The following is a 22,986-nucleotide window of genomic DNA, read 5'->3' on the forward strand; positions in this document are numbered from 1 at the left end:
TTGTTAAATAATATTAAATTAATGTTAGCAACGTGATGATTGCTATTGAAAACTATTATTTATTAGCGATTACACTAGGGGAAATTTGGCACTATCAGGGGCGACATCAGGCAGCTTTCAGGCGGTAACGCGGGGAGATAACGGCGGTAGCGGCGCGCGATAAACCAGGAACCAGGAAGCAGGGCCCGCAGTGGATAGCGGGCCAGTCAGCGTAAAATTGATTAGCGGTGTAACAGCATCGGTTTTTAGCCGGTGGGATTGCGTTGTAAATGACTGTGCACAAACGCCCGACAACGATCGGAATGGGGATCGAGAAATACCTGCTCCGGCGGTCCCTGCTCTTCAATCATCCCCTGATGCAGGAAGATCGCCTTGTTCGCCACTTCACGGGCAAAGCCCATTTCATGCGTCACGATAATCATCGTGCGCCCCTCTTCTGCCAGTTCGCGGATGACCCGCAGCACTTCACCCACCAGCTCGGGATCGAGCGCCGAGGTTGGCTCATCAAACAGCAATGCCTTGGGTTGCTGCGCCAGTGCGCGGGCGATCGCTACTCGCTGCTGTTGGCCGCCGGAGAGCTGCGACGGCCAGGCGTCACGTTTTTGATAAAGCCCCACCTTTTGCAGCAGCCTCTCCGCCTCTTCTGTTGCCTCTTTATGGCTGCGCCCCTGCACATGCACCGGCGCTTCGATAATATTTTGCAGCACGGTGCGATGCGGCCACAGGTTAAAGCTCTGAAACACAAAGCCAAGCTGCATACGCATCTGCTTGATGGTGCGCTGCTGAGCGGCGCTGAGCTTTTCATCGACGTTGTCGATAACAATGCGGTTATCTCCTACGGCAATCTCTCCCGCCTGCGGCACTTCCAGAAACGGAATACAGCGCAACAGCGTACTTTTGCCTGACCCACTGGAGCCAATCAGTGAAATCACGTCGCCATCCTGTGCGGTGAGGCTGATATCGTGCAGTACCTCATGGCCGCCATAACGCTTTTTGATGTTGCTGAGCATAATGGTGGGTCTGTTCATTAACGTGCTCCAAATTGATACGGTGACAGCCGGTGTTCCAGCAGGGTCAGCAACCTGCTGACGATAAGCGACAGGATCAGATAGATAACCGCCGCGGTGAGAAACACCTCCAGCGCACGAAAGGTGGATGAGACGATAGCATCGGCAATGCCGGTCATCTCCATCAGGCTGATGGTACTGACCAGCGAGGTCGCCTTGAGCATGGAGATCACCTCGTTGCTCCACGCGGGCAGTGCCTGACGCACCGCTATCGGCAGCGTGATGCGAGTGAAAATCTTACGCGATGACATGCCGCTGACCTTTGCTGCTTCAATCGACTGTGGGCTAACCGCATTCAGGCCGCCGCGCAGGATTTCGCTGGTATAGGCGGCATCGTTGAGAATCAGGGCGATCAGGCCGCACCAGTACGGCTCACGCAGCACCGGCCACAGCACGCTGTCGCGTACCCGTTCAAAACTTCCTAATCCGTAATAGATCATAAAAATCTGAATCAGCAGCGGCGTGCCGCGAAACAGCCAGATATAAAAGCGCACCGGATAGTGCCCGAGCCGCGTCAGTCGCAGCAGGTTAAAGCAGACCGCCAGCAGCGCGCCGCCGATCAATGCCAGCAGCGTCAGATTCAGCGTCAGCGGCAGGCCTCCCAACAGCGCCAGCAGCGTCTGGCTAAAGAAAGCGTTATCCACGCGAACCGTTCCTTGTGGGTGAAGTTGCCTGACCGCGTAGCGCCACCTTCTCGGCGCCACGAAAAACCATATCGGAGAGCGAAGTAATGATCAGGTAGATCACCGCGCCCACCGCATAGAAGAAAAAGGGTTCCTGCGTCGAGCCCGAAGCGGTGGCCACCTGATTCAGCGTTTCCACCAGTCCGGTTACCGACACTAACGCCGACTCCTTGATCACGCTCTGCCACTGATTGCCCATGCCCGGCAGCGCGGTGCGCAGCGCCTGCGGCACAATCATCCGGCGAAACAGCATCAGTCGGCCCATGCCGGTGACCCGTGCCGCTTCCAGCGTGCCCGGCGGAATGGCATAAAACGCGCCGCGAAAGACACCGCTCTGGGAGGCGGCGGAGATCAGGCCAATCGCCAGCGCCCCGGCCACAAAGCCGCTGACGTCAAACGGACCGTGAAACCCCAGCGCCTTGCCAAAAAACGCCACCACTTCTCGCCCGCCAAAATAGAACAGGTAGATCACCAGCAGCTCGGGCACGCCGCGAAATACCACCACGTAACTGCCCGCCAGCCGTTTCTGCCAGCGGCTACCGGCCACCTGCATCCAGCAAAGCAGGCTACCCAGCAGCGCACCGATTGCAAAGGCGGTGAGTGAGACCGAAAGCGTAATCCAGGCCGCCTGCAGCAGCGCAGGCCCCCAGCCTTCGTCGCCAAAGCCGATCAGTTGCCAGTCGATGTTCATTACGCTTTCGGCGTCACATCAAGGCCGAACCACTTCAGCGACAGCGCCTTCAGCGTGCCGTCGTTGATCATCTCCACCAGCGCCTTATCCAGCGCCGCCTTGAGTTCGGTCTGATCTTTACGCAGGCCGATTGCCGTTCCCTTGCCGAGCAGGCCACCGGTAAAACCGTAGCCGCTGGAGGTCAGGCGATCCGGATGCTTCTTCACATAGGCGGCGAAGTTAGTGCGCGACGCCATTACCGCATCCACGCGCTGATTCATCAGGTCAGCAAAGGTTTCCGGGCCCGCCTGATAGGTACGAATGGTGGCAACATCAGCAAAGTATTTATTCAGGAAGTCCGCCTGAATGGTTGCGACCTGCACGGCGATGGTTTTGCCCTTAAAGCTGGCGCGAAGCGTCTCAATCGCGCTGGCGGTTGCCGCCTCATCGCTGGCGACAATCACTTTGTCATCGCCAGGCAGCACCGCCAGCGGTCCCTTCTTCAGGGTGACGAAGCCAGAGATGCTCTGCGTATAGGGATGGGAAAAGGCGATCGCCTGTTCACGGGCAGGCGTAATCGACACGCCATCAATCACCGCATCATATTTCTCATCCAGCAAGCCGGGAATCATGCCGGACCACTTCTGCGCGCTGATCTCATATTTGAAGCCAACGCGCTTCGCCAGTTCCGCCACCATATCGGGCTCAAAGCCGATGATTTTGCCGCTCGGCGTGCTCTGATTAAACGGTGGGAAGGCGGCTTCGGTAGCGAAATGCAGGGTGCCAAAATCTTTTGCCAGTGCCATAACCGGCGTCGCCAGCAGCAGCACGGCGCCAAAGGTAGCGGTAAACAGGGTCTTACGCAGCGTGGTCATAGGTTTTCCTGAGGTTGAGAAGGAGAAAGCAGATCAAACGCGAGGCGCGCCAGCGCTTCGGTACCAATGGCAATGCTCTGTTCGTCGGGCTGATAGTCGGAATTATGCAAATGATCGTCGCGCCCCGGCGTGGCTGAACCGATGTGGATCTGGCAGCCCGGCACGCGCTCGGTAAACAGTGAGAAATCCTCGGCACCAAAGCTGCTGCTGGGCGCCGCCACAATCGTTTTGCCAAACTGGCTGGAGAGAATGGTTTCCAGCTGGCTCACCAGGTGGTCATCGTTCATCAGCGGTGGAACGCCCCGCTGGAAGTGAATCTCCACCTGCACGTTCATCGCCATCGCGCAGCCCTGACAGATGCGGTGAAACGCCTGCTCCATATGCTGGCGAGTCAGCGGCGATTTCGCGCGCAGGGTGCCGCGAAACAGGCAGCTGTCGGGAATAATATTGTGGGTGGTGCCGCCCTGAATATGACCAATGGTCAGCACCGCTGAGTTGGCCGGATCCAGCTCGCGCGCAACGATGGTTTGCAGCTGCGCAATCATCTGTACCGCAGCAATAATCGGATCTCTACCCATGTGCGGTCGCGCGGCGTGGGTCGAGCGGCCGCGCACGATGACATCAAACTCATCGCTGGAGGCGGTGCTGGCACCACGCGTCAGTCCAATCTCGCCGGTGGCCAGCTCCGGTTTGTTATGCAGGGTAATTGCCATCGCAATGCCATCGGCAGCCCCGTCGGCAATCATCGCTTCCGCCCCGCTCTCCGGCGTCTCTTCGGCGGGCTGGAATATCAACCGCACCGTGCCGCACAGCCGCTGGCGTTCACGGCTGAGGATATCAGCCACGCCAAGCAGCGTCGCGGTATGCATATCATGCCCGCAGGCGTGCATCTTGCCGGCATAACGGCTGCTGAACGGCAATCCGGTCTGTTCGTGAATCGGTAAGGCATCCATATCGGCGCGCAGCAGCAGCGTTTTGCCGGGCTGCGCACCCTGAATGTCCACCAGCACGCCGCTGCGGCCCACGCCACAACGCGGGCTGAGGCCAAGCCGTTCCAGTTCATCCCTGACCAGCGCCGCGGTGCGCAGCGTATCGAAACCAAGTTCAGGATGGGCGTGAATATCACGGCGGATCGCCACCAGCGACGGCGCAATTGCGTCAACCCGCTGTTTAATGGCAAGGGAGAGTTCCATGTCGTTTCTTACACTCACAGGTGGCTGAAAATTATTACGGACTGATATCGCCCGGCACATTCATCACTGGCTGAGCCATCATGCCGGGCACGGATTAAGCGCAGCGGTGCAGAGCAATCATTAACAAACTATAGGAATATCCGCAGGATGGAAACAGGAATGTACGGCGAAAAGCGGGTGAAAAGTGAAAAAACAGCGGCTAACGTCGGAGAACCTGGCTGTTATGGCGCAGGGAAATTAATAAATACGATGACAGAGAAATAATTATTCATATCGCTACTGATTTATCGAGGCAGCAGGCGAAACAGATCGTTTTCCCGTGCTTGACCGCGCGGCGGTCTACGTCGGCTACGAAAGCGCCTCACAGTTTAGTCGTGAACCCGTCGGGAGTTTGGCGACTCGCCGCGGCGTGATATCCGGCGATTACGCGTCTCCGCCGGGTAAAGGCGCTGCCGGATGGCATTAAAGAAGTGGCGCCACTCAGGCGCCACAGACGATCAGGCTTTGGCTTCCGGCTGGCGGTTACTCTGGTAGATCAGCACCAGCGCACCGGCCAGCAGTGCCATCGCCAGCCAGCGACTGCCGGATACCGGGATGGCGTGATTTCCCAGCCAGCCGTAGTTATCGATGATGATGCTCATCAGCAGCTGACCGAAAATCACCGACACGGTGGCGATCGCCGCACCGATGCGCTGCACTGCCAGCACCATGATAATGATGTATGGCACACCGCACAGCGCGCCCATCACCTGCCAGCGCGGCACCTCCAGCAGGGTTTGCGGCCCCAGCGGCTCAACAAAGAAAATCAGCAGGCCGGTGACCAGCGCACCCAGTGAAAAGGTTAAGAACGCACACTTCAGAATGCCGACCTGTCCGCCGAGACGACCATTAATCGCCGCCTGCACGCTGAGCAGCGCGCCACCCACAATCGCCAGTAAAACCATCACAATAAGCATTATTCCCCCTTCGCAATCAGCAGCAGTGCGGCCACGATCAATAACAGCGCCAGCAGGCGGCGTTTATCGATGCGGCGATGTTCCATACCAAACAGGCCATAGTGATCGATGATCACGCTCTTGCCCACCTGACCCGCCAGAATACCGGTCATGGTCATAGCGATGCCGATCGCTGGCGTGGTCAGCGTCAGGATAATCACGTACATCGGTCCCAGCACGCCGCCGAGCAGCGTCCAGCCCGGCTGACGGAAAAAGGATGGCGTATCGCGCGGGCTGAAAAACAGCATCAGCAAAAAGGTCAGCGCCGCGCCGATGCCGAAGATGCTCATGGTGGCCCACAGCTCGCCCACCTCATGCCCCAGCGGTCCCAACAGGCCAGCTTCCACCGACAGCCCCATGCCGCCGACGATCACTAACAGAATTAACAGGATTTTCATTATGTTTCCCCAGCTTCCAAAGGCGGGGAGATTACGGCAGGATTTAATGCAGAAAAATGCCATAATCAGCGAAACAGTTTTGCGGAATATGCATTAATGAACGATTTACATACCATCAGCCTGCGTTCGCTGGCGCTGTTTGTCGCCGTGGTGGACAGCGGCAGCTTCTCTGAGGTGGCGCGGCGCGAAGGCGTGGCCGCGTCGACCATTTCCCGCATGGTGCAGCAGATGGAAGCCACGCTTGGCAGCCAGCTGCTGTTTCGTAACACCCGCAACGTATCGCCCACCGAGGCGGGCATGCAGTTTGCCGGGGCAGCGCGCACCATGCTGGCGCAGTTCAATACCGCGCAGGCGCAGCTGATCGACCAGCAGCAGCAGCCCGCAGGCATGGTGCGTATCAACGCGCCGGTGAACTTTGGCCAGCGCCATCTGGCACCGTGGCTGGGCGAACTGCTGTTGCGGCATCCGGCGCTGAAGGTTGAGCTGGTGCAAACCGATGATTTTATCGATCCGCTACAGGAAGGCACCGACCTGCTGTTGCGCATCGGCGAGCTCAAGGATTCCCGCTGTCACGCCCGCGTGCTCGCCCATGAGCACTATATGCTGGTAGCCAGCCCGGCTTATCTGCAGCGCTGCGGCTTTCCCGCGACGCCGGACGATCTGCTGCGCCATCAGTGTCTGCTCTATCGCGGCGTCCACGGCCTGCAGCGCTGGTATTTCCGCGACGACCGCGGCCAGTGGCAGAATCCAGCGGTGGCGGGTGCGCTGGTGGCCAATAACGCCGAAACGCTGATTATCGCCGCGGAGAACGGCCTTGGCCTGGTGCTGTTCCCGGACTGGCTGGTCGTCGATCGTCTGCAGCAGGGCAAGCTGGTGCGCGTGCTGCCCGCCTGTGAAGCCGCCACCAAAACCGCGCCACAGGCGATCTCGCTGATCTGGCCGCGCGCCCACCCGCTGCCGCTGAAAACGCGGGCGGTGATCGACTTCTTCGTGGAGAAATTCGGCCAACCCGCCTACTGGACACGTTGATGCGCTATCGCGGCAACGGCTGAGCTGGCATTAATATTGCTTACCTTTCCTGACAATGGAAATTCAGGAGAAGCCGTATGAATGCCCAACAACCTGCCAGCCGCTATCGTTACCGTATTTTTAGCCTGCTGTTTTTTATCGCCTTAATTAACTATATCGACCGCGGCGCGCTGTCGTTCGCCGCCAACGCCATTTCCCACGAGTACCATTTCAGTAAGGTCGAGTTGGGCGCCGTGCTCAGTTACTTCGGCTTTGGTTATCTGTTTGGGTCGCTGTGCGGCGGCTTTCTGGCCGATCGGCTCGGCAGTCGTAAAGTCTGGCTGCTGGCGGGCGTGCTCTGGTCCCTGCTGGAGATCGCCACCGCCTGGGCGGGCGATCTGGGTATGGCGCTGTTTGGTGGCTCGGCGATCATGGGCTTTGCCGCGTTGCGCATCCTGTTTGGCTTTGCCGAGGGCCCGGCCTATGCGCTAATGAACAAAGCGATCGCCCACTGGGCACCCGATAACGAGCGCGGTATGGCGCTGGGCATCGGCCTGCTCAGCACCCAGGTCGGCGCCCTGCTGACCGCGCCGGTAGCGGTGGGCCTGCTGCTATTAACCCACGACTGGCGCACCATGTTTATCGTGCTCGGTCTGGGCTCACTGCTGGCGATGGCGCTGTTTGCCCGCACCTTTCGGGACGATCCCGAGCAGCATCCGCACGCTAATGAGGCAGAGCGCGCCCTGATCCGCAACGGCCAGGCGGCACAGCGCTCAGAAGCGACGCTGCCGTGGTGGCATTTTTTCACCAGCCGCACGCTGGTGTGCAATGCACTGGGCTACTTCTCCTTTCTCTATATCACCTTTACGCTGATCACCTGGGGACCGAAATACCTGCAGGATAATTTCCATTACGATCTGCATTCGCTGTGGTACGTGGCGATGATCCCGTGGAGCGGCGCCTGCATCACCGTGCTGCTCGGTGGCCGCATCGCCGACACGCTGCTGCAGCGCTACCGAAACCTGCGCCTGGCGCGCAATCTGTTTGCCGCCGTTACCCTGCTGTTCACCGCCTGCTGCTTTCTGGCGATTCCACTGGTCTCCTCGGCGGCGGCAATCATCGCATTGATGACGCTGGGCAACGCGCTTAACGCGCTGGTCAACAACGTCTACTGGTCAGTGGTGATTGACGTTACGCCGAAAGGCAACGTCGGCACGTACAGCGGGATGACGCTGGCGATCGCCAATCTCGCTTCGATTATCTCGCCGCTGCTCAGCGGCTGGCTGGCGGAATATTATGGCTATAACGCCATGTTCACCGCGACCGCTGCCATCGCCTTTGGCAGCATGCTGGCGATGACGCTGCTGCAGCCGGAAAAGCGCCTGCAGGCACAGACTTCTGCCACGCTGCGCGAACAGCAGGCGTAACCGCTTTATCGGCCGCCTGTTCGGGCGGCCCTTTCTCCCTTCTTCCTCTGCGCGCTTTTCATCACCGGCGAGGTACAAATCGCGCTTTGCTGATACCTTTTTTGTATAACAAACAGAGCAATTCCGCTGTCTCTGCCAATGGCGTTTACTGGCTGCCTCAACCGCAACAGGAGTCAGAAATGAAAACATATTCACTTGCCAATACCCACCGTGCTATCGAACTGCCTGCCATCGGTTTTGGCGCCATGGGCATTTCAGAATTCTACGGCGAGACCGATCAGGCCAGCGCGCAGGCGGCGGTCAGCCACGCGCTGCAACATGGCATCGCTCATTTTGATACCGCCGACAGCTACGCCTTCGGCGATAACGAACGCTGGCTGCGGCAGGCGCTGGCGCTGGACAACGACGATCTGCGCGCCAGCCGGATTATCGGCAGCAAGGCCGCACTGGTTCGCGATGCCAGCCATCCCGAGCGACGTGACATTTGCATTGCGCCAGGCTGGCTGCGCGGTCAGTTACAGCGTTCGCTGGAGAATCTTGGCACCGGTTATCTCGATATCTTTACCGTGCACCGCTTGCCGCCCGCGGCCAGCGAGGCAGAATTATTAACGCTGGCCGATCATCTCAACCGCTGGCGCGATGAGGGCCTGATGCATGCCGTGGGCATCAGCGAACCAAGCCTCGCGCAGCTTCGCCTGCTGCATGCCCACTGCCCGCTTAGCGTGGTGCAATCTGAATACAGCCTGCTGGAGCGCAGCGTTGAACGTAACGGTATCCTCGATTTTTGCCGTGCGGAAGGTATCAGGTTTATCGCCTACAGCCCGCTGTCGCGCGGATTACTCAGCGACGGCTTTCATCCCGACAGCCTCACCGAAAATGATTTTCGCCGCGGCTTACCGCGTTTCAGCGGTGATAATTTTGCTCATAACCACCGGCTATTGACCGCGCTACGCCAGCTGGCGGCGGAGAAGCAGCTGTCACTGTCGACTTTTGCGCTGGCGTGGCTGCTGGCGCAGCAGGTCGCGGTGATTCCCGGCATGCGCAAGCCGCAACGGGTCGATGATGCGCTGGCGGCGCTGGCGGTGAGTTTTACTTCTAAAGAGCTGGCGGCGATTGAGGCGATTGCGCCGCCGGATGCGGCACGGGGCGAACGCTACAGTCGGGCAGCGAGCGAGGTATACGGTTTCAGTGGGAGTCAGCGCTAAGCGCGTTGGCTGATACGACAAAGAGAGGAGCATAAACCGGTAGCACACGGCAAAGGCGCGCTACCGGTTTAACACAGCGGTCAGTCTTCGCCACTGCCGGTCGGTAATTTTCGTACTCTGAACCGGTTGTGCGGAAGCCTGACGCTTTTTTTATCCGCCGGACCGTTTTCTGTTGAACCCGGCGCGGCCATCGGACGGAAGAGTTTTCTTGCCTGCCAGTACGACATGATTTTACTTTCATCGGTCGCACCGTCGGCAAACTGCTCAAGCTTACTGAGGATCGCCTGATTGCTCACCGTCTCCTCAGCGTCAAGCAGGCTCAGCACGGCTTCGCCCAGGGCGTTATACATTTTTCTTATTTCATCGTCGTTATTCAAATACTCTCCTCTGCCGGGAATAAAAGAAGCCAGCCAGACACGGGATATTACTAACCACCGACAACGCGGTATGAAAGCGAAAATGGCGTCGGGACAACTGGCGGTGTTTTAGCAGGCACTGAAAGAGAGAAATCAGGCCAGCCAAATATCGAAGAGTGTTGCAGAGGGTATTCATGCGCTTTACTGATTTGCAGATGTTAAAAAAGCTGGCCGAAGCCAGCGTTTATTAGACAGTTATTCTTTTATTCGCGCCCGAGCAGCAACGCAATTAATTCGTGGTACTGTTTTTCCAGTTCAGGATCCTGATTGTCGGACAGTCTGGCTAACAACTTTGCGCAAATCGCCTTGCGACTTACCGTCTCCCCGGCACGAATAATGTCCGTCACAATGTGGCCCAGCGTCTCTTGCGACGAAGGGAACGCGTCGTTGCTGGACTGCATATAGTCTGAAACCGTATGCTCTGCCTCTGGGGTCCGTCGTTGCTGAAGCATCATTTGCTCCTTCAGGAGAATGGTTGAAAATAAACCTGCATCTGTTGTTAGCTAAGTTATACAAAAAAGCAAAAGCTGTACAGAAAATTCTGTACAAAATATTTTTTAAGGCCAGGCGTTTTCATATTGCTTTTGTATACCGCTTTGCGTATGCATTGCCCTTTTATTTTCTCTTCGCTTTACCTGCAGAATAAAATTTGCGTCATTAAAAGACTATTTAACAAAAAAAAGCGCCGCTGAGAAGTGCCAGGGCGCCGGTTTTATTGCCTGCCGTTATCATTTATTACCGTTAATAAAACGCAGGCCGTCAGTCAAAATGCTTATTTGCCGTAGCTGAAGGTTAATAATGAATGCCCTCGGGATTGATCACCGATGTTTTAACCGCCTCATCCTGTTCGCCCCAGCGTGCCAAAACCTGTGCGTAGCGCCCGCTGTCGATGGCACTGTTCAGCGAGGCGGAGAGCGCCGCCGCCAGCCCGTTGCCCTTTTTGGTGGTCACTGCTACCCACGCGCGAAACGGCCCGCTGCCCACCAGCCGCGTCTGGCCGTTGAGCGCGGCTTTATACGCCGCGATTGAATGGGGGCCAAACTGCGCATCAGCCCGCCCGGAGAGCAGGCTCAGGGTGGCGGAGGCGTCGTCGGTTAAGTAGATCGGCTCAACCGGCGACAGCCCTTTTGCCCGATTCTCTTCATCCCACTTCAGCAAAATGCGCTCCTGGTTGGTGCCGGAAGCCACGATGATGCGCTTGCCCGCAATCTCAGCGGGCTGGTTAATGCGCGTGATGGCGCTGCTTTTCTTCACCACAAAGGCGTGGTTATCGGCACGATAAACGGCAAAATCAAAACGTTGCTTACGTTCTTCAGTGACGGCGATATTAAACATCGCCACGTCGTAGCGCCGTGCGGTCAGGCCCAGCGGCCACTCCTCCCACGAGGCGGGCACCAGCTTAAGTTTGAGGCCAAGGCCGTCGGCGATCAGGCGGGCAATATCCGGATCGCTGCCGATGCGGGTCTGGTTATCGCTGGCCAGCAGCGCCAGCGGCGGCGAGTTAGTTGACGAGGTCGCCACAGTCAGAGTGCCAGGCGTCACCAGCACGTTGGGACTTGGCAGCAGCGCCACCGCCGCCGCGCTGACCGGTGCGTTGACTGGCCGTTCGTTGGCCAGCAGATCGATGGCGGATGCCTGCGCGGCCAGCGAGAACAGCGCGCTGGCGATCGCTACCCCTGTCAGGTTTATTCCTGAATATCTCAGCATTTCACAGCACCTTATCGAGAAAACGCCGCGTGCGATGATGCTGCGGATTGTGCAGCACCTGCGCGGCGCTGCCCTGCTCAACGATTTTGCCATCCACCATAAACACAACGTTATCCGCCACCTCACGCGCAAAACCGATTTCATGGGTGACGATCACCAGCGTGGTGCCCGAACGCGCCAGCTTTTTGATCACGTCGAGCACCTCGCCCACCAGCTCAGGGTCCAGCGCCGAGGTCGGCTCATCAAACAGCATCACGCGCGGTGACAGCGCCAGCGCGCGGGCGATAGCGATACGCTGCTGCTGACCGCCCGACAGATGGCGCGGCCAGGCATCAGCCTTGTGGCGCAGCCCCACGGTTTCCAGCAGCTGCCACGCCAGCTCCACCGCCTGCGCGCGGCTGCATTTTTTATGGGCGATCGGCGCTTCAATCAGGTTATCCAGCACCGTCATATGGGGAAACAGGTTGAAGTTCTGGAACACATAGCCAACGTTGATGCGCTGACGCAAAATCGCCTTCTCCTTCAGTTCATACAGGCGGTCGCCGCGCCGCTGGTAGCCGATGTAATCGCCGTCGATCTGAATAAAGCCCTCGTCGACCCGCTCCAGATGGTTGATGGCGCGCAGCAGGGTCGATTTGCCCGATCCCGACGGCCCGAGGATCACCGTGACCGAACCCGGTGGCAGCTGCAGCGACACGCCATCCAGCGCCTTGTGTTTGCCAAACCACTTGCTGACGCCGGTAATGACGATCTCTCCCTGCGCCGGCTGCAGGCGGTAATCAATGGCTTCGGACATGATCGGGCTCCTGTTTATCAGTGAATGAACGGATGCGACCGCGCCATTGCCGCCAGATTGACGGCGCGGGCTGGCGATCGACGCTGCGAGCCAGCCAGCGCTCAACGCCATATTGCAGCAGCGACAGCACGCTGGTAATTGCCAGATACCAGGCCGCACCCACCATCAGCAGCGGAATCACCTGCTGGGTGCGGTTGTAGATCATCTGAATGGTGTAGAACAGCTCCGGCATGGCCAGCACATAGACAATGGCGGTGCCTTTGGTCAGGCTGATGATTTCGTTAAACGCGGTGGGAATAATGGCGCGCAGCGCCTGCGGCAGCACGATGCGCCAGGTGCGCCGCCAGGATGAAAGCCCGAGCGCGGAGGCCGCTTCAAACTGGCCGTGATCGACGCCGAGAAAGCCGCCGCGAATGATCTCAGCGGTATAGGCGCTCTGCACCAGCGTCAGGCCAATCACCGCCGCCGGAAACTGCCCGAGCACGTTGATGGTCTGAAACGATCCCCAACTCAGCGCGGTAAACGGAATGCCCACCGACAGCGTCTCGTAAAGATAGGAGAAGTTGTAGAGGATAATCAGCACCACGATCAGCGGCAGCGACCGAAACAGCCAGATATAGCCCCAGGCCAGGCTGCTCAGCAGCCACGAGGGTGACAGGCGGGCCAGCGCCAGCAGACCGCCAAACAGCAGGCTGAGCACCGTGCCGCACAGCGTCAGCAGCAGCGTCTGATACAGTCCGTTGAGGATCACCGGATCGAAGAACCAGCGGGCAAACACCGCCCACTCCCAGCGCGGATTCAGCGCCACCGACTGAACCACCGTGGCCAGTATCAGCAGCGCCACACCGGCGCCGAGCAGGCGCAGCGGATAACGTGCCGGTATGACGCGCAGTCCTGGCGTATGTTTCATGATCGTTCTCCTCTGTCAGCTCGCCTGCGCCACGGCGTGGGCATCAATGATTTTGCTAAAGCGCAGTCGGCCATCGTAAGGCGGCTGGCTGTACTCCTCCGGATCGCGGGTGATATCGAACTGCGGCAGATAACCGTGGCCCAGATAGAGTTTCACCGCCTCCGGCTGGCGAAAACCGGTGGTGAGCCACAGACGCTGATAGCCCGCCCGCAACGCGCGCCGCTCCAGCTCCTGCAGAATCACCAGCGCAATGCCCTGACGCCGCCAGTCGCGGCGCGTCCAGATACGTTTCAGTTCCGCGGTCTGCGGGTCGTAAGGCTTATAGGCGCCGGTGGCGATGATTTCCCCCGCCTGCTCCAGCACCAGAAACAGCCCGTGCGGCGGCAGATACCATTCGGTCAGCTCCTCTTCCGCATCGCGCGAAAAGTAATCCTGATAGCGCTCGGCGTACTCACCAAACAGGCCGTTGAGGATCGGCGCCAGTTCAGGCGCATCGGGTGAAAGTTCACGAAAACGTCGGGTGGTCATGGCTCTCTCCTTAATCGCCCAGTCCGGCGGGGTTAATTTCAGAGCGATCGATGCGCTCGACATTTTCTCCCCAGCGGCTGAGCACCTTGTCATAATCGCCGTTGGCCATCACGCCGTTCAGCGCGGTGCTGATCGGCTGCGCCAGGCCGCCTGCTTTTTTCAGGGTGACGGCGATATGCGCCGCTTTCGGCCAGCCACCGTCAACGCTGCCGACTAACCGCGTTTTACCGGTCAGCGCCGCTTTCCACGCGCCGGTGACGTTCGGACCAAACCAGGCGTCGGCGCGTCCGGCCTGCAGCGCCAGCGTCTGTGCGGCATCATCTTTGGTGTAGACCGGCACAAACGGCTTCAACCCTTTCGCCTGATTCTGTTGATCCCACGCCAGCAAAATCGCCTCCTGATTAGTGCCGGAACCGACGATGATGCGCAGCCCGGCGATATCTTCCGCTTTGGTGATGGCGTGCAGCGGACCGCTGGCTTTGACATAGAAGCCCAACGAATCCTTGCGGTAGGTCGCGAAATCAAACCGCGCCTTGCGATCTTTGGTCACGGTGATGTTACTGATCGCCGCGTCATATTTGCCGGAAGCGACGCCCAGTGGCCAGTCTTCCCACGAGGTGGGCACCACGTTGAGCTGTAATCCGAGGCTGTCGGCCACCAGCCGGGCAATGTCCACCTCGCTGCCCATCAGCGTTTTGTTGTCCTCGCTGAACACCGTCAGCGGCGGCGAATTCAGCGCCGCCACCGCCACGGTGAACTGGCCGGGATGGGCAAAGCGATAGCCCGCCGGTAGCTGAGCGATCGCCTGGCTGTTTTTTGCGGTGTGAATCGGCGTCTGGTTCGCCTCAAGGCTGACGCTGTGGCCATTCAGCGAGACGCTTTCCGCCAGAGCGCTGCCGTTAAGCAGCGCCAGCAGGGTCAGCGCGGCGGCGGTTTTTCTCATAATGGTGCTCCTGTGACGGCGTGGCGATAGCGGTTCAGCGGCGTATCCAGCGCAAAACTGGCGCGTAGCGTGGCGCCGGGATAGTCACGGCGGCTCAGTCCGCGCTGCTGCAACAGCGGCACGACGCGATCGACAAAGCGCGGGAAGGTATCCGGCGTGCCGCCCTGAATAATAAAGCCGTCGGCGGCGCGGCCATGAAACCAGGCCTCCAGCCCGTCCGCCACCTGCTCCGGCGTACCGTGAAACAGCGGACGTGGCGTGGCGGCTTCCAGCGCCGCCTGACGCAGCGACTGGCCCTGCGTCTGCGCCCGCCGCTTGATCTCATCGGTGGTGCTGCGGAAGCTGTTTTGACCGAGTTCGCCCAGCGCCGGGAATGGCGCATCCAGCGCGTACTGGCTGAAATCGTGATGATCAAAGAAGCGGCCAAGATAATTCAGCGCATCCTCAATCGAGACCAGCGCCGCGGTCTGCTGATACTGACGCTCAACGTCATCGGCATCATCACCCACGATCACGCTGACGCCCTGAAAGATGTGCAGCGAATCGGGTCGACGGCCCTGCTTTTCCAGCTGCTGCTTCACGTCGCGATAAAAATCTGCGGCTTCTGCCTGGCTGGCGTGATGGGTAAAGATCGCATCGGCATGCTTTGCCGCCAGCGCGCGGCCATCCTCCGAGGCGCCCGCCTGAAAAATCACCGGACGGCCCTGCGGCGTGCGGCCAATGTTCAGCGGTCCCTGCACCTGAAAGAAATCGCCGTGGTGATGCAGCGCATGCATTTTGCTGGCGTCAAAAAAGGTGCCGCTGGCTTTGTCGCGCACAAACGCATCCTCTTCCCACGAATCCCACAGCCCTTTCACCACCTGCAGATACTCATCGGCGATGCGATAGCGCAGCGCGTGCTCCGGGTGCTGCTGACGGGAGAAGTTTTTCGCCGATCCTTCCAGCGGTGAGGTCACCACGTTCCAGCCCGCACGCCCGCCGCTGAGGTGATCGAGGCTGGCAAACTGGCGGGCAACGGTAAACGGCTCGCTGTAAGAGGTCGAAACGGTGCCTACCAGGCCAATATGCTGCGTGACACCCGCCAGCGCGCTGAGCAGCGTCAGCGGCTCAAAGCGGTTGAGAAAATGAGGAATCGATTTTTCATTGATAAACAGCCCGTCGGCCACAAACAGGAAGTCGAGCTTTCCCTGCTCGGCCTTTTGCGCCACCTCGATGGCGTAGTTGAGATTAATGCTGGCATCCGCCACCGCCGCCGGATGGCGCCAGGCGGACATATTTCCGGCAGCGCCGTGCAGCATGGTGCCGAGACGCAGAACGCGTTGAGTCATGATCTTCTCCGTGGGTGAAATCAGGCTGCGACCAGCAGAGGGCTGGCCAGCTGTTCGATCGACCAGAGCCGTGCGGTGGCGTCGACGATGGGGGTATCGATGATGAATTCATCAATGTCATAGCGCTGATGCAGCGCGTGCAGCTGGGCATGAACCTGCGCCGCGGTGCCTTTCAGCGCGGGAACCTCACGCGGCGTGATGCGGTGTGGCGGATTGCCCGCCTGACGCACCCACGCCTGCGCCTGTTCCTCGCTGCCCACGGTGACCGGCGCGCTGCCTTCCGCCTCCACGCGCCAGAGTTGCAGCGAGGCGGCCAGCGCGGATGCCGCCACCGGGGAGTCAGCCACAATCGCCTGTACCGCCACCAGCGCCTTTTCGCCGCCGCTGCGTGCGCTGTAGAGCGTCAACGCACGTGCCATCAGCTCCCGATCGCCGTTGAGATGCGCAGCAAATACAAACTGCCAGCCGAGCTGAGCCGCCAGCGCGGCGCTCTCTTCGCTGGCACCGAGCAAAAAGCGTGTGGCGGGCTGTGGCGGCAGCGGCGTCGCCTGTAGCCGATCCGCCGCCGCGACCTGGGCGCTGCGGTTGCTCAGCCAGCCGTCAAGCTGGGCCAGCTGCGTGGCGAAGTCGCCTTTTAGCGCGGGGTCACTCCCTGCCTGCAGCGCGCGGGTGGCCAGCGGTAAGCCACCCGGCGCTTTGCCCACGCCGAGATCGACGCGACCCGGCGCCAGCGACGCCAGCAGGTTAAAGTTTTCAGCCACTTTGAACGGGCTGTAATGCTGCAGCATCACGCCGCCGGATCCCACGCGGATCGACGTGGTATGCGCCAGGATCCAGGCGATTAAGATCTCCGGCGCTACGCTGGCCAGCTGCGGGGCATTGTGGTGCTCCGCCAGCCAGAAGCGATGATAGCCCCAGCGTTCAGCGCTTCGCGCCAGCTGCAGGGTGCGGCTCAGCGCCGCGCTGGCGCTCTCGCCATCAGTCAGCGGGCTTTTATCTAACAGACTCAAACGGTATGGCATCGGCCACCTCTTCTCTTCACCAGCAATGGCTCGATAGTGAGACGGGCAACGGATGCAGTAAAACAACAAATCCGGGCAAGTCCATGAGGAAAACAGAAATGCGGCGAACGACGCGATTTTTTGGCCGGTTTAGGCCGTTACGCGCTAACTAAAGCAGAAATTGTGCTTATTCACGGGCAAACAGCCGCCAGCGCAGCGGCTGAATCTGCTGCATATTCAATCAACTGGTAAATAGCGGCTGCCGCTGCATACAAAATACGCGGTTTCCTTCTTATTATTAATTTCCATCCTACTAAAAGAGAAATCACTATGTCTGAGGTCAGCCGTGCAGGAACCTGGTTACTGGGCGAGAAAAGCGTCTCCCGGATGGGATATGGCACCATGCAGCTTGCCGGGCCACAGGTCTTTGGCCCGCCGCGCGATCGTAATGCCGCGATAAGCGTGCTGCGGGCGGCGCTGGAGAGCGGCATCACCCACTTTGATACCAGTGATTTTTACGGGCCGCACATCACCAATCAGATCGTGCGGGAAGCGCTGAGCCCTTATCGTGATGACGTGACCCTGGTGACCAAAATCGGCGTTAAACGCGGGGAAAAAGGCCAGTGGAATCGGGCGCTGACCCCCGAAGCGATTAACGAGGCGGTGCACGACAACCTGCGCAATCTTGGGCTGGAGGTGCTGGACGTGGTTAACCTGCGGCTGATGTTTAATCCGGCAAAACCGGTTGAGGGAGACATTACCGAGCCGCTGGAGGCGTTGATCGCCCTGAAGGAGCAGGGGCTGATTCGCAAGCTAGGCATCAGCAACGCGACGTTGCAACAGGTGACGCAGGCGCGCAGCATGACTGAGATTGTCTGCGTGCAGAATATGTATAACCTGGCGAACCGTCAGGATGACGCGATGATCGACCTGCTGGCCGCGGAAAATATCGCCTATGTGCCCTTTTTCCCGCTGGGCGGTTTCACGCCGTTGCAGTCCGCCGAACTGGATCGCGTGGCGGCAGAGCATGATGCCACACCTAAGCAGGTGGCGCTGGCCTGGCTGCTGCAACGTTCGCCTAATATTTTGCTGATCCCCGGTACCTCTTCGCTGGCGCACCTGCGTGAAAATATCGCCAGCGTCAACGTTGAGCTGAGCGACGACGCCGTGGCAGAACTCGACGCCATCGCCGGTTAATCCACCGGCATCAGCAGGATCATTTTCAGCGTGCGGTTGCTGGCCAGCTGCCAGCTCTGCTGATGAAAATGACGTTCACCCCGCTGATGCCGGAATACCCGCTCGCCGCCTTCCCGCGCCACCACCTGCTGGCGCGCCCAGAACAGCCGAAACGCCTCACTCTGCTCAGCCATCTGCTCAACAAAGCGGTTCAGCGTCGCGTCGTGCTGATAATGCGTGGCATCGGCGCGTAACTCTGCCACCACCCGACTCGCACGCGTCTCCCAGTCCGCCACCAGCGTGCGCGCCAGCGGATGCAGAAACAGAAAACGCATCATATTAGGCGCGGCGTCACGATCGAGCCAGCCGCTGAACAACGTCGCCGCCGCCGCGTTCCACGCCAGCATATTCCAGGTCAGATCCAGCAAATAGCACGGTACGATCACCTGCTGCACCGCGTCGATCGCCATGCGATCCACCTGCGGCACCGGATCCTGCTGCGGATCGTTCTGCTGCGCCAGCGCAAAAAGATAGCGTCTTGCCGCCACGGGCAGCCGCAGGGCATCGGCGATACTGGCAAGCGTCTGCGCCGACACCACGATATCTCTGCCCTGCTCAATCCACGTATACCAGGTCGCGCTGATGCCGCTGAGCTGCGCCACCTCTTCACGACGGAGCCCCTGCGTGCGGCGACGGCGGCCCGGCGTAATACCCACGCGTTCGGGTGCGGTGTTTTCTCGCTGACGACGCAGAAATGCGCCCAGCGTTTTCGGGCCTGACAACAGTGAATCCGCCATCCGGGTACTCCTGATACCAGTATAACCAGCCATATTGTACCCGTATCAATACGCCGTATAGTCATGCTGAACAACCCCGACCTGATGCATTCGCGAGGAAACTCTGATGAAAAATACGCACGAAGAGAAGATTGAGAAACAGTTTGGCGATCGCGCTGCGGCTTACCTGCAAAGCGACGTGCATGCCAGCGGCGACGATCTGCAGCGGCTGGCGCACTGGCTGGCTGAAGACCGTGCAGCATCGCTGCTCGATCTCGGCTGTGGTGCCGGGCACGCCAGCTTTGTTGCCGCCGCACAGGTGGCGCAGGTCACCGCTTACGATCTGTCGGCAAAGATGCTGACGGTGGTGGACGCCACGGCCGCTGAACGCGGCCTGCACAATCTGACCACCCGTCAGGGCGTGGCGGAGCAGTTACCCTTTGCTGACCACAGCTTTGAGGTGGTGATTAGCCGTTATTCGGCGCACCACTGGCGTGACGTCGGCATGGCGCTGCGCGAAGTCAGGCGCGTGCTGAAGCCGGGCGGCAAATTTATCCTGATGGATATCGCCTCGCCGGGCTATCCGGTTCTGGATATCTGGCTGCAAACCCTTGAGATGCTGCGCGATCCTTCCCACGTGCGTAACTATTCACAGGGAGAATGGCTGCGGCTGATCAACGAGTGCGGCTTCAATGCCCGCGAGCTGGTGGCCGGTAAGCTGACGCTGGCGTTTGCGCCGTGGATAGCGCGGATGCAAACCTCACCAACGCTGGCCAGCGCCATTCTTGAGCTGCAAGGTCATGCCGCCGATGAGGTTAAAACCTATTTCGCCTTTGCCGACGATGGCTCTTTTTGCAGCGACACGCTGATGTTTGTCGCCTGCTGACGCGCATAAAAAAACCGGGCGCGCGGGCCCGGTTGTCATGCTCAGCGATCGCTTAGCGCGTGGTGACGCGCCAGACGGTATTGCTGGCGTCATCGGCAATCAGCAGGCCGCCCTGCTGATCCTGCGCCAGGCCAACCGGCAGGCCGCGAACCTGCTTCTGATCCTCGGTCAGGAAACCAGAAACCACGGTTTTTGGTTCGCCCACCGGCTTGCCGTTCTCAAACTTCACCCACGCCACGCGATAGCCATTGAGCGGCTTGCGGTTCCAGCTGCCGTGCTCACTGACAAACGCGCCGCCACGGTATTCTGCGGGCAAACCGTTGCCGGTGTAGAACCACAGTCCCAGCGGCGCCACGTGCGAGCTCAGCGCATAATCTGGCTTGATCGCTTTCTCCACCTTATCCGGACGTGCCGGCTTCACGCGCTCATCGACATGCTGACCATAATAGCTCCACGGCCAGCCATAGAAGCCGTTTTCCTGCACCGAGGTCATGTAATCCGGCACCAGATCGGCACCGATTTCATCACGTTCGTTTACGATGGCCCACAGTTTGCCGGTTTGCGGCTCCCACTGCAGCCCGGTTGGGTTGCGCAGGCCGCTGGCGTAAATGCGGCTGGCCCCGCTGGCAGCATCCACTTCCAGCACCGCCGCACGGCGATACTCGGCGCCAATGCCATTTTCAGTAATATTACTGTTCGAGCCGACGCCGACGTAGAGTTTGGTGCCGTCCGGGCTGGCGAGCAGCGATTTGGTCCAGTGATGGTTGATCGGGCCGCCTGGCAGCTCGGTCAGCTCTTTACCGGCGGCGGTGATTTCAGTCTGTCCCGGCTGATAGGGAAAGGTCATCAGGCTGTCGGCGTTGGCCACGTACAGCGTATTGCCAATCAGCTGAACGCCAAAAGGCGAGCTAAGCCCGTTGATAAACGGATGCTTCTCCCAGTTGCCGTTGTTGTTGCGCAGCAGCGTAATGCTGTTGCCGCCTTCGCCGCCTTTACCAGAGGCCTTCTGTACAATGCCCATGATCATCTGTTTAGGCCGCGTGGTCGGCTTGGCCGGACCGTTGCCCTCGACCACCAGCACGTCATTATTCGGCAGCACGTAGAGCTGGCGCGGATGCTTAAAGCCATCGGCCAGCTTCTCAATTTTCAGCCCTTCGGCCACGGTGGGCATTTCGCCCGCTTTCCATGCCACGCCTTCCGGCACCTGCATCGGCGGCAGCAGGAAGTTTTTCGCTTCCGGCAGCTGTGGATTAGCCCCGATCTGCTTCGCAGGATCGAGCGTGGAGCCGTTGTCACAGGCGGTCAGCAGCAGTGCGCTGCTCAGGGAAAAGGCGATCAGTTTAATTTTCATTATGCGCGCTCCTTATGCCACACGACGTTCGCGCAGGGCGAGTTGAACATTGGCGATAGCGAGCAGCAACACCACAAGCGTGGAAAGAATAACGCCGGCCGGCACCACCGCGTAGCTGTCACGGCTGTGAATAAAGGCGTTCACAATGGCGAGAATAATGGCCAGCAGATTAGCCCAGAAGGAGAATGCCACACCCGGCCCGCGCAGACGCGCCTTGCCGAACCACACCTGAACCAGATTAATCAGGCGCGGAATGATCGCCAGAAAGAGACCAAAGGTGATCAGCCAGCTGGCAGCTTCGGTCCAGAGGATTTCATAGCTGCTGATATAGATGATGTCGAACAGCCAGGCCGCGACAAAAAAACCAAAGGGTATCGGATTCAGTAGTTCAAACAGCCCCACCGCCAACGCGGAATTTCCCGAGGTATATCGATATGACATGAACAGGTTCCTTATCAGAAAAAAGCAGGGCAAGCGCCACCGCTATGCTCTAAAAGGGTAGTCAATAAACGGTGGCCGGGCGGATTAAACGCAGCAGATAAGTAAAATCAGTGCGCTAAAGTGGCTGAGCAGCAAGGAAAAAATGCAGGGTGAGGCAAAAGCGGACGTTATCCGGCGGCCTGATTAGCCGCCTGTAGCCGAACGCGCGCATTGGCAGGCTGGCTGAGTGTGAGCTGCGCTTCCAGCCACTCAAACAGCGCCGGATAATCCAGCGGAGAGTTTTGATCGCACTGCCAGAGTGGCCCTAATCCCAGCGGCATGGCGCGCTCGGCCAGTGCCCGCAGCTCCGGCAGATACTCTTCACCGGGATGGCCCACCGGCCGCTGCGGAATACGCGCCTTGTAGCGCGCCGCCACCCGTTCACCGTCGATCTGGTTCCACACCTCCAGCACGTGGCTGACACCCGCCTGGCGCAGATGCTCCTGCAGCAGCGTCAGCGGTTGAAAGCCAAACCAGGCATCGATGACGTAAACACAGCGCAGCGGCGCCTGCGCCACCGCCGACCAGATCGCCGCATAGGCTGCCTTACCCAGCTGGCGATTGGTGGCGCGATCCACCGGCGCCAGCATCGCCATAAACGGCTCTTTCACCTCATCCAGCGTCAGGTAAGGCAGCTGAAAACGATTGGCGATCTCGCGCGCCACGCTGCTTTTTCCCGATGCCGGTACGCCATTGACCAGAATGACCGTTTTTCCCGTGATGCTGTTCATAGGATGTCGATAACCTCCGTACGGTGCTGCGCCTGACGCAGGCGGCGCAGCGTTTCATCATCTTCCAGCATTGAGACAATGGCACGAATGCCCTCTTCAATGTGGGCGTTGCTGTCGCGGGCGCCGAACATAATGACGATATCCGCCATGTCGCTGCCCTGAAATGAGATCGGCTCCGCCAGCAGCAGCAGGCTGAAACAATCTTTGATCACCCCGCTTTCCGGTCGCGCATGGGGAATGGCGATGCCCTCTTCAAAGACATAATAGGCGCCATGCTCTTCCGTGTTGGCGATCACCGCCTGATAATAGGATTCGTGAATATAGCCCTTCGCCACCAGCGGCTGGGCCGCCAGCGCAATCACCGCTTTCCAGTCGCGCTCGGTGACGCCAACCTGAATCGCATCTGCCTCAATCAACAGCTGTTTAATTGACATCG

Annotated in this window: 26 protein-coding genes; 5 read left to right on the forward strand and 21 right to left on the reverse strand. The window is 59.4% G+C overall.

The window, feature by feature from the left end; all coding sequences use genetic code 11:
* Positions 1-245: 245 nt before the first annotated feature.
* The 7 genes from ACJY2L_RS00625 to ACJY2L_RS00655 form a co-directional block, all read right to left on the reverse strand.
* On the reverse strand, positions 246-1,028 hold the full coding sequence (locus ACJY2L_RS00625; protein WP_439212047.1) for an ABC transporter ATP-binding protein: 783 nt from the start codon (positions 1,026-1,028) through the stop codon (positions 246-248).
* Positions 1,028-1,711 (reverse strand): ABC transporter permease, encoded by a 684-nt coding sequence (locus tag ACJY2L_RS00630; protein ID WP_439212048.1) that lies wholly within the window; start codon positions 1,709-1,711, stop codon positions 1,028-1,030. The genes ACJY2L_RS00625 and ACJY2L_RS00630 overlap by 1 nt, the downstream gene beginning before the upstream one ends.
* Positions 1,704-2,441, reverse strand: coding sequence for an ABC transporter permease (locus tag ACJY2L_RS00635; RefSeq protein ID WP_187485956.1), 738 nt, complete (start codon positions 2,439-2,441; stop codon positions 1,704-1,706). Before ACJY2L_RS00635 ends, ACJY2L_RS00630 begins: the two co-directional genes overlap by 8 nt.
* A complete protein-coding gene (locus ACJY2L_RS00640; protein WP_067430595.1) occupies positions 2,441-3,295 on the reverse strand; it encodes a transporter substrate-binding domain-containing protein in 855 nt (284 codons plus the stop codon). The genes ACJY2L_RS00635 and ACJY2L_RS00640 overlap by 1 nt, the downstream gene beginning before the upstream one ends.
* Positions 3,292-4,488 (reverse strand): M20 metallopeptidase family protein, encoded by a 1,197-nt coding sequence (locus ACJY2L_RS00645; RefSeq protein ID WP_439212049.1) that lies wholly within the window; start codon positions 4,486-4,488, stop codon positions 3,292-3,294. The genes ACJY2L_RS00640 and ACJY2L_RS00645 overlap by 4 nt, the downstream gene beginning before the upstream one ends.
* 497 nt (positions 4,489-4,985) lie before the next feature.
* Positions 4,986-5,444, reverse strand: coding sequence for a DMT family transporter (locus tag ACJY2L_RS00650; protein WP_067430597.1), 459 nt, complete (start codon positions 5,442-5,444; stop codon positions 4,986-4,988).
* A complete protein-coding gene (locus tag ACJY2L_RS00655) occupies positions 5,444-5,881 on the reverse strand; it encodes a DMT family transporter (RefSeq protein WP_067430600.1) in 438 nt (145 codons plus the stop codon). Before ACJY2L_RS00655 ends, ACJY2L_RS00650 begins: the two co-directional genes overlap by 1 nt.
* A gap of 96 nt (positions 5,882-5,977) precedes the next feature.
* Here ACJY2L_RS00655 and ACJY2L_RS00660 point away from each other — a divergent pair, with 96 nt between their 5' ends.
* From ACJY2L_RS00660 to ACJY2L_RS00670, 3 genes are all read left to right on the forward strand, one after another.
* Positions 5,978-6,910 (forward strand): LysR family transcriptional regulator, encoded by a 933-nt coding sequence (locus tag ACJY2L_RS00660; RefSeq protein WP_439212050.1) that lies wholly within the window; start codon positions 5,978-5,980, stop codon positions 6,908-6,910.
* A gap of 77 nt (positions 6,911-6,987) precedes the next feature.
* The gene (locus tag ACJY2L_RS00665) at positions 6,988-8,316 is read left to right on the forward strand and encodes an MFS transporter (RefSeq protein WP_439212051.1); all 1,329 of its coding nucleotides are present in this window, start codon (positions 6,988-6,990) and stop codon (positions 8,314-8,316) included.
* Between the two features lie 179 nt (positions 8,317-8,495).
* Positions 8,496-9,521 (forward strand): aldo/keto reductase, encoded by a 1,026-nt coding sequence (locus ACJY2L_RS00670; protein ID WP_439212052.1) that lies wholly within the window; start codon positions 8,496-8,498, stop codon positions 9,519-9,521.
* 80 nt (positions 9,522-9,601) lie between these two features.
* Here ACJY2L_RS00670 and ACJY2L_RS00675 read toward each other — a convergent pair whose 3' ends face one another.
* From ACJY2L_RS00675 to ACJY2L_RS00715, 9 genes are all read right to left on the reverse strand, one after another.
* Complete coding sequence (locus tag ACJY2L_RS00675; protein ID WP_439212054.1) at positions 9,602-9,898, reverse strand: hypothetical protein; 297 nt, start codon at positions 9,896-9,898, stop codon at positions 9,602-9,604.
* A 242-nt stretch (positions 9,899-10,140) separates the two neighbouring features.
* The gene (gene ycgZ, locus ACJY2L_RS00680; RefSeq protein ID WP_225701678.1) at positions 10,141-10,392 is read right to left on the reverse strand and encodes a regulatory protein YcgZ; all 252 of its coding nucleotides are present in this window, start codon (positions 10,390-10,392) and stop codon (positions 10,141-10,143) included.
* Positions 10,393-10,729: 337 nt separating this feature from the next.
* Entirely contained in the window at positions 10,730-11,644 is a 915-nt protein-coding gene (locus tag ACJY2L_RS00685) for an ABC transporter substrate-binding protein (protein ID WP_439212055.1), read from the reverse strand.
* Position 11,645: 1 nt separating this feature from the next.
* Positions 11,646-12,440: an amino acid ABC transporter ATP-binding protein gene (locus ACJY2L_RS00690; protein WP_067430618.1), complete on the reverse strand. Its 795-nt coding sequence runs from the start codon at positions 12,438-12,440 to the stop codon at positions 11,646-11,648.
* Positions 12,424-13,350: an amino acid ABC transporter permease gene (locus ACJY2L_RS00695; RefSeq protein WP_264272718.1), complete on the reverse strand. Its 927-nt coding sequence runs from the start codon at positions 13,348-13,350 to the stop codon at positions 12,424-12,426. The genes ACJY2L_RS00690 and ACJY2L_RS00695 overlap by 17 nt, the downstream gene beginning before the upstream one ends.
* A gap of 15 nt (positions 13,351-13,365) precedes the next feature.
* A complete protein-coding gene (locus ACJY2L_RS00700; RefSeq protein ID WP_067430624.1) occupies positions 13,366-13,878 on the reverse strand; it encodes a GNAT family N-acetyltransferase in 513 nt (170 codons plus the stop codon).
* A 10-nt stretch (positions 13,879-13,888) separates the two neighbouring features.
* Positions 13,889-14,821 carry an ABC transporter substrate-binding protein gene (locus tag ACJY2L_RS00705; RefSeq protein WP_439212056.1) on the reverse strand — a complete coding sequence of 311 codons (933 nt, stop codon included), beginning with the start codon at positions 14,819-14,821 and terminating at the stop codon, positions 13,889-13,891.
* A complete protein-coding gene (locus ACJY2L_RS00710; RefSeq protein WP_439212057.1) occupies positions 14,818-16,149 on the reverse strand; it encodes an LLM class flavin-dependent oxidoreductase in 1,332 nt (443 codons plus the stop codon). The genes ACJY2L_RS00705 and ACJY2L_RS00710 overlap by 4 nt, the downstream gene beginning before the upstream one ends.
* Before the next feature lie 20 nt (positions 16,150-16,169).
* A complete protein-coding gene (locus tag ACJY2L_RS00715; RefSeq protein ID WP_439212058.1) occupies positions 16,170-17,171 on the reverse strand; it encodes an MsnO8 family LLM class oxidoreductase in 1,002 nt (333 codons plus the stop codon).
* A 309-nt stretch (positions 17,172-17,480) separates the two neighbouring features.
* Between ACJY2L_RS00715 and ACJY2L_RS00720 the strand changes: the two genes are divergently transcribed.
* Entirely contained in the window at positions 17,481-18,347 is an 867-nt protein-coding gene (locus tag ACJY2L_RS00720; protein WP_439212059.1) for an aldo/keto reductase family oxidoreductase, read from the forward strand.
* Here ACJY2L_RS00720 and ACJY2L_RS00725 read toward each other — a convergent pair.
* A complete protein-coding gene (locus ACJY2L_RS00725; protein ID WP_439212060.1) occupies positions 18,344-19,123 on the reverse strand; it encodes a helix-turn-helix transcriptional regulator in 780 nt (259 codons plus the stop codon). The two genes, ACJY2L_RS00720 and ACJY2L_RS00725, sit on opposite strands and share 4 nt — an antisense overlap.
* A 103-nt stretch (positions 19,124-19,226) precedes the next feature.
* On the opposite strand from ACJY2L_RS00725, the gene ACJY2L_RS00730 reads away from it, so the two are divergent.
* On the forward strand, positions 19,227-19,988 hold the full coding sequence (locus ACJY2L_RS00730) for a class I SAM-dependent methyltransferase (RefSeq protein ID WP_439212647.1): 762 nt from the start codon (positions 19,227-19,229) through the stop codon (positions 19,986-19,988).
* A 52-nt stretch (positions 19,989-20,040) separates the two neighbouring features.
* On the opposite strand, the gene ACJY2L_RS00735 is transcribed toward ACJY2L_RS00730, so the two are convergent.
* The 4 genes from ACJY2L_RS00735 to ACJY2L_RS00750 form a co-directional block, all read right to left on the reverse strand.
* The gene (locus ACJY2L_RS00735) at positions 20,041-21,339 is read right to left on the reverse strand and encodes a PQQ-dependent sugar dehydrogenase (protein ID WP_439212061.1); all 1,299 of its coding nucleotides are present in this window, start codon (positions 21,337-21,339) and stop codon (positions 20,041-20,043) included.
* Between the two features lie 12 nt (positions 21,340-21,351).
* Positions 21,352-21,780 carry a hypothetical protein gene (locus ACJY2L_RS00740; protein ID WP_187485967.1) on the reverse strand — a complete coding sequence of 143 codons (429 nt, stop codon included), beginning with the start codon at positions 21,778-21,780 and terminating at the stop codon, positions 21,352-21,354.
* Between the two features lie 167 nt (positions 21,781-21,947).
* Positions 21,948-22,550 carry an AAA family ATPase gene (locus ACJY2L_RS00745; RefSeq protein WP_439212062.1) on the reverse strand — a complete coding sequence of 201 codons (603 nt, stop codon included), beginning with the start codon at positions 22,548-22,550 and terminating at the stop codon, positions 21,948-21,950.
* Complete coding sequence (locus tag ACJY2L_RS00750; RefSeq protein WP_264272714.1) at positions 22,547-22,984, reverse strand: PTS sugar transporter subunit IIA; 438 nt, start codon at positions 22,982-22,984, stop codon at positions 22,547-22,549. Before ACJY2L_RS00750 ends, ACJY2L_RS00745 begins: the two co-directional genes overlap by 4 nt.
* Between the last annotated feature and the right edge of the window lie 2 nt (positions 22,985-22,986).

Source organism: Duffyella sp. Ts4 (assembly GCF_051851875.1).
Classification (GTDB): domain Bacteria; phylum Pseudomonadota; class Gammaproteobacteria; order Enterobacterales; family Enterobacteriaceae; genus Duffyella; species Duffyella gerundensis.